The sequence below is a fragment of the Fictibacillus sp. B-59209 genome (genome assembly GCF_036216745.1).
GTDB lineage: Bacteria > Bacillota > Bacilli > Bacillales > Fictibacillaceae > Fictibacillus_C > Fictibacillus_C marinisediminis.
Genome location: NZ_JARMMC010000035.1, coordinates 1 through 4,779 on the forward strand (window position 1 = coordinate 1; position 4,779 = coordinate 4,779).

The 4,779-nt window shown below is 46.2% G+C and carries 6 protein-coding genes; 2 read left to right on the forward strand and 4 right to left on the reverse strand.

Annotated elements, in window-relative coordinates:
• Positions 1 to 155 precede the first annotated feature (155 nt).
• Positions 156 to 953 (reverse strand): alpha/beta hydrolase, encoded by a 798-nt coding sequence (locus P4361_RS21040; protein ID WP_328090855.1) that lies wholly within the window; start codon positions 951 to 953, stop codon positions 156 to 158.
• Positions 954 to 1,119: 166 nt separating this feature from the next.
• Here P4361_RS21040 and P4361_RS21045 point away from each other — a divergent pair, with 166 nt between their 5' ends.
• Positions 1,120 to 1,617 carry a YajQ family cyclic di-GMP-binding protein gene (locus P4361_RS21045; protein ID WP_328090856.1) on the forward strand — a complete coding sequence of 166 codons (498 nt, stop codon included), beginning with the start codon at positions 1,120 to 1,122 and terminating at the stop codon, positions 1,615 to 1,617.
• 508 nt (positions 1,618 to 2,125) lie between these two features.
• On the opposite strand, the gene P4361_RS21050 is transcribed toward P4361_RS21045, so the two are convergent.
• From P4361_RS21050 to P4361_RS21060, 3 genes are all read right to left on the reverse strand, one after another.
• Positions 2,126 to 2,500, reverse strand: a complete 375-nt coding sequence (locus P4361_RS21050; protein ID WP_256225155.1) for an SLAP domain-containing protein — start codon at positions 2,498 to 2,500, stop codon at positions 2,126 to 2,128.
• A 104-nt stretch (positions 2,501 to 2,604) separates the two neighbouring features.
• Positions 2,605 to 2,970 carry a cytochrome-c oxidase gene (locus P4361_RS21055; RefSeq protein WP_091009954.1) on the reverse strand — a complete coding sequence of 122 codons (366 nt, stop codon included), beginning with the start codon at positions 2,968 to 2,970 and terminating at the stop codon, positions 2,605 to 2,607.
• Between the two features lie 66 nt (positions 2,971 to 3,036).
• Complete coding sequence (locus P4361_RS21060; RefSeq protein WP_062238195.1) at positions 3,037 to 3,909, reverse strand: NAD(P)-dependent oxidoreductase; 873 nt, start codon at positions 3,907 to 3,909, stop codon at positions 3,037 to 3,039.
• Between the two features lie 137 nt (positions 3,910 to 4,046).
• Between P4361_RS21060 and P4361_RS21065 the strand changes: the two genes are divergently transcribed.
• Positions 4,047 to 4,667: an SDR family oxidoreductase gene (locus P4361_RS21065; protein ID WP_328090857.1), complete on the forward strand. Its 621-nt coding sequence runs from the start codon at positions 4,047 to 4,049 to the stop codon at positions 4,665 to 4,667.
• The last annotated feature ends 112 nt before the right edge of the window (positions 4,668 to 4,779 follow it).

Consider the following 4,779-nt stretch of genomic DNA (forward strand, 5'->3'; position numbering starts at 1 on the left):
CCACTTGGTGCACGCACCGGCGGGAGTCTCACCTGTCACGCTAGTCCCGGAGGAGTCTCGCATCTTCCACTTCAATTAACTTTTCATTGAAGATTTTTCAAGCCAAAAAAGGGCTGCCTGAAGGTCAATTTTCGACTTTCTGGACAGCCCCTTTCTTATGACACTGAAGAACTGATGGTCAGATGCTTTTTTATAAACGTTATTGCTGTTTGATTAAAAATATCAGGCTGATCGACGTTGCAAACGTGGCCGCAATCCTTTATGGCCACAAGGCTTGAGTACTTTTTCTGTCCGATGAATGCCCGAATGGCTGGCAGAAACATATAGTCTTCCTCCCCCATGATATAAAGGGTAGGAATGGGCAGCTCCCTTTCCCTCATCGTCCGCAGGAAGGGGTTCACCCTCTGTGTCAGCTGAAACCACCGTTTGAATTCCTTTTGGCACAATTTTTTCGCTTCCCGGATGAATAGCGACCTTGACGTTTCATGCCGCTTGTTCGGCATGATCACCCATGCAAAGAGCCGATACAGCCACATGAAGGGGATAAAGGCTTTGACAGCATTCCCCAATGTGATCAGAAGGCGGGAGCGGAAATTAAGTCTCGTCACTGCCCCGCCGAGCGTCATCGAACGGACACGGCAAGGCGCCATCTCGGCGATCGTCTGGATCAGGATCGTTCCGAGAGATATTCCCACAAAATGAGCGCACGGAATGTCCAGATGATCCATCACTTCAAGTACATCCTTACTGATATCCTCAAACGAATAGTTGCGAAGAAGAAAGCGATCGGACTTGGAGCGTCCGTGCCCTCTTAAGTCGACTAGAAGAACGTTGAATTCCTGCTTGAATTCCCGGATTTGTTTATACCAGATAGAAGAGCTTCCGCCGGCACCATGAACGAAGATTACCCATTCATAGCCGCTGCCCTTTTCATACGTTTTATAATGAAGCAAGCGATATTCCTCCATAGGTTGTGGCTGCTGTTTTAAGTTAAGCTCATTGTAGCACAGGCATTGCCGCAGTTGGCCCGTTATAATTTTACAGAGTTTTGTCAAAACTGAAAACAGCGATATAATGTTAGTATAATAGAGTGATAGATACATAAAGGAGGCTGAAAAAATGAGTAAAGAAAGCTCATTTGACATCGTTTCTAAGGTAGATTTGTCAGAAGTGGATAACGCGATCAATATCGCCATGAAGGAAATTAAAAACCGCTATGACTTTAAAGGCAGCAAAAGTGACATTTCATTGGATAAAGGCAATGAGGAGCTTACGCTGGTCTCTGATGATGAATACAAAATGGAGCAGCTGAAGGACGTCTTGATCAGCAAATTGATTAAACGGGATGTCCCGATTAAAAACCTGGATTATTCTAAAATTGAGCAGGCTTCAGGCGGTACAGTTCGCCAGCGTGCCAAGCTCGTCCAGGGCATCGACAAAGAAAACGCAAAAAAAATCAACACCATCATTAAAAATTCAGGCGTGAAAGTGAAAAGCCAGGTGCAGGATGATCAAGTTCGCGTGTCCGGCAAAAACCGTGATGATCTTCAGCAGATTATCGCTGCCATCCGCCAGGCCGACTTGCCGATTGAAGTACAATTTATCAATTACCGATAAAAGCTGAGAGATAAAAGCATGCGCCTGTCCCGATGGTCCGGGGCAGGCGTTTTTGTTTGGGGTTGGGGTGGTTTGTGGATAATCCCTGAAATGAATGCGTCGAATCTGGTCGATTCGTGTCGAGTATAAACCGTTCGATAAAAAAAGCTGCTTTTCAATAATAAATTGGTATTTTCAATAATAAAAAAAGATTTTCGATAATATATCGGCCGGCGTTTTCGATAATAAAATCCCTCTGAGTACATCTACAGAGAAAATAAGCTCCATCCGGCGGCCAAAAAGGGCTGATGAAACGGCAGAAAGCTAGAAAACTCACTGCGTGACACCCTATTAAAGCCTTTTTACTCAAAAACTTTCTCAATTCAACCTGAAATATTCTTTTTTTAGCGAAATGTTTTATTTATCATGGAACACACGCATTCCCGGGTTTTTCTATGCTTGTTTTAAGCATCAGTATGCGAGGCCCCTTATGATAGAAAATCAACATTATGCTTTAAAAAAGCCTAGATTAAAAAAACAGCTGGCCGCCAGCCAGAACCGGTTCGTTTTTTATGCTTTCCACCGGAAAAATGAAGGTCCAGGGCATGCTGGTTTCAGCTTCCAGCACGATTTGCGGGATGGTAAAGACCGATTCTGCAATGGTCCTTCCCTCCTCTTTATAGGTAAGTTGTTTTTTTTCCACAGTAAATCTATCTTGTTTAAAATTATGAAGAACACCGGTAACGAGCAGCTCTCCTTTATAATTCAAAGCCGTTCGGATCATGGAAAAAGAAATCTCCTGTCCTGCAGGGATGGATGTTTCTCTAAAAACTTTTTCTATCGTTTCCCGATCCTGATCGGCGACCGCTTTATCCCATGAGTTTTCGTACACTAAACGCTGCATGATAACACATCCTTTTTGATGTTGCTTTCCGTATCATATCATATTTTTTTCCTGTAAACCGCCAACCCCAGCTTAAAAAAACGCCCGGGGCAGCCCCCAGGCGTCTAAGCTTTCACGTTTTTCCAGATGTTTACCGCAAACAGCACGATACCCAATGCAGTGATGGTCGCGCCGATCGCGATAAACGTCTCTGCCTGTTCATGGCCGTACACATAAAAGGACAGCGACAGCAGCATGACCGGCAAGCCGATGTTATGCAGCCAAAAATGAATCTTCCCAAGCCTGCTTGCAGCGGCTTCAGGAAACAAATGATAGATGATGCCGGCGAGTGTGAGCGCAGTCCAGCCAAGCAGGTTAACGTGAGCATGCACACTCTTCAGTTGAAAACCGTGGGAGATCGACATAAACATCCCCAGTCCAACTCCCAGTACAAAATACAGTGCAGAAATCTTAATTAATCGTATTCCCATTGGCACACCTCCCTTACTAAAAGAGTATGTACCTAGGAAAATAGTCATGACATTCTTCCTTGAAAATTATTGCTTCAATCGTTTGTAAAGCGCATGAGTGCCGCTGTTTTCCTCGCCCATCTCAGCAAGTTCCTCGTATAAATCTTTAGCCAGCTTCAACCCTGGAGTCAAAAGGCCCATTTCCTCCGCTGATTCAAGGGCAATCTTCATATCTTTTATAAAATGCTTCACGTAGAAGCCTGGTTCAAAGTTTCCTTTGATGATGCGCGGCGCCAAATTTGAAAGCGACCAGCTGCCCGCTGCACCTGATTCAATGCTTTTCAATACAGTAGACGGATCCAGTCCGGCTTTTTCAGCGTAAATAATCGCTTCGCACACACCGATCATACCTGAAGCGATCGCGATCTGATTGCACATTTTAGTATGCTGTCCGGCCCCGGCTTTTCCTTGATAGACAATGTTTTGGCCCATCAGCTGCAGAATGGGAAGAACAGCTTCGAAGTCTTCCTTCTCTCCACCGGCCATAATGGACAGCCTTGCTTCACGCGCTCCCACGTCTCCGCCAGATACTGGTGCATCAAGTGCATGAAGTCCAAGCTCTTTTGCTGTACTGGAGATTTTTTCAGCCAGCCGCGGGCTCGAGGTCGTCATATCCATCACATACGAACCTTTTGCTGCATTTTCCAGGATACCGTTTTCTCCAAAATAGACCTCTTCCACATCCGACGGATAGCCGACCATCGTGACCACCACTTGTGAAGCCTGTGCCACTTCAGCAACCGTGCTCTTCCATTCAGCCCCTTGGCTCAGCAGCTCTTCTGCCTTCTCTCGTGTTCTCGTATAAATATGTACGGAATGCCCTGCTTTTAATAGATGAGCAGCCATGCTTTTTCCCATTACGCCGGTTCCAATAAATCCAATTGACTTCTTTTCACTCATGATTGTGTCCTCCTTCTTTATCTTTGTTTCTCATTATAGAGAAATCAAAAGTAACATACTAATCATTTTATTTTTGCTGCGGAGGTCCTCTATCAGGTAAGGTAGATTTAGATATGAAAGCGAAGGCGGGATGAACCATGAAACTATTGTTGTTAGGATCTACCGGAAGGGTGGGCAGCGGTGTCTTGGAAAAGGCGTTAAACGATGGCCATAAAGTGCACGTACTCGCAAGACATCCAGAAAAACTCGCGGTGTACCATGAGAACCTAACGATTCATACGGGAGATGCCACCGTAAACGCGGACCTTGAAAAAGCGATGGAAGGCTGCGAGTCTGTCATCAGTGCGTTAGGAACGGATGGAGGTACCGTGCTGACGGATTCCATTCCAATTGTTATACAGGCGATGATGGACCGGGGAATCAAGCGGCTGATCACGGTCGGAACGGCTGGTATTCTTGAAAGCCGTACAGAGCCCGGATTACTCCGCTATCAATCAAGCGAATCGAGACGGAGGCTGACAAGGGCAGCTGAAGAACATCACCGCGCTTACCTTGCCATGAAGCAATCACCTCTTCAGTGGACGGTCGTTTGTCCGACCTATTTGCCTGACGGGCCAGAGACAGGAAACTACCGGGTGGAAAAGGATTACCTCCCTATGGAGGGAACACAAATCAGCACAGGAGACACGGCTGACTTTGTATACAAGCAGCTGTCCTCCAACGACTTTTCCCAAAGCCGTGTGGGGATTGCTTATTAGAAAGAATGCGGAAGCGCCCTGCCAAGGTCCGATAAAGAAGACACGGGGCTGTCCAGAAGTCTGTAAGCTGTTGATTTCCGTTCCAGGCTGCTTGCTTTCCGCGGGGCGTGCG

Bases quoted from the DNA above. Each gene is read 5' to 3' on its own strand.
- P4361_RS21055 (WP_091009954.1), bottom strand. From the start codon at position 2,970: ATGGGAATACGATTAATTAAGATTTCTGCACTGTATTTTGTACTGGGA.
- P4361_RS21065 (WP_328090857.1), top strand. From the start codon at position 4,047: ATGAAACTATTGTTGTTAGGATCTACCGGAAGGGTGGGCAGCGGTGTC.
- P4361_RS21050 (WP_256225155.1), bottom strand. From the start codon at position 2,500: ATGCAGCGTTTAGTGTACGAAAACTCATGGGATAAAGCGGTCGCCGAT.
- P4361_RS21060 (WP_062238195.1), bottom strand. From the start codon at position 3,909: ATGAGTGAAAAGAAGTCAATTGGATTTATTGGAACCGGCGTAATGGGA.
- P4361_RS21045 (WP_328090856.1), top strand. From the start codon at position 1,120: ATGAGTAAAGAAAGCTCATTTGACATCGTTTCTAAGGTAGATTTGTCA.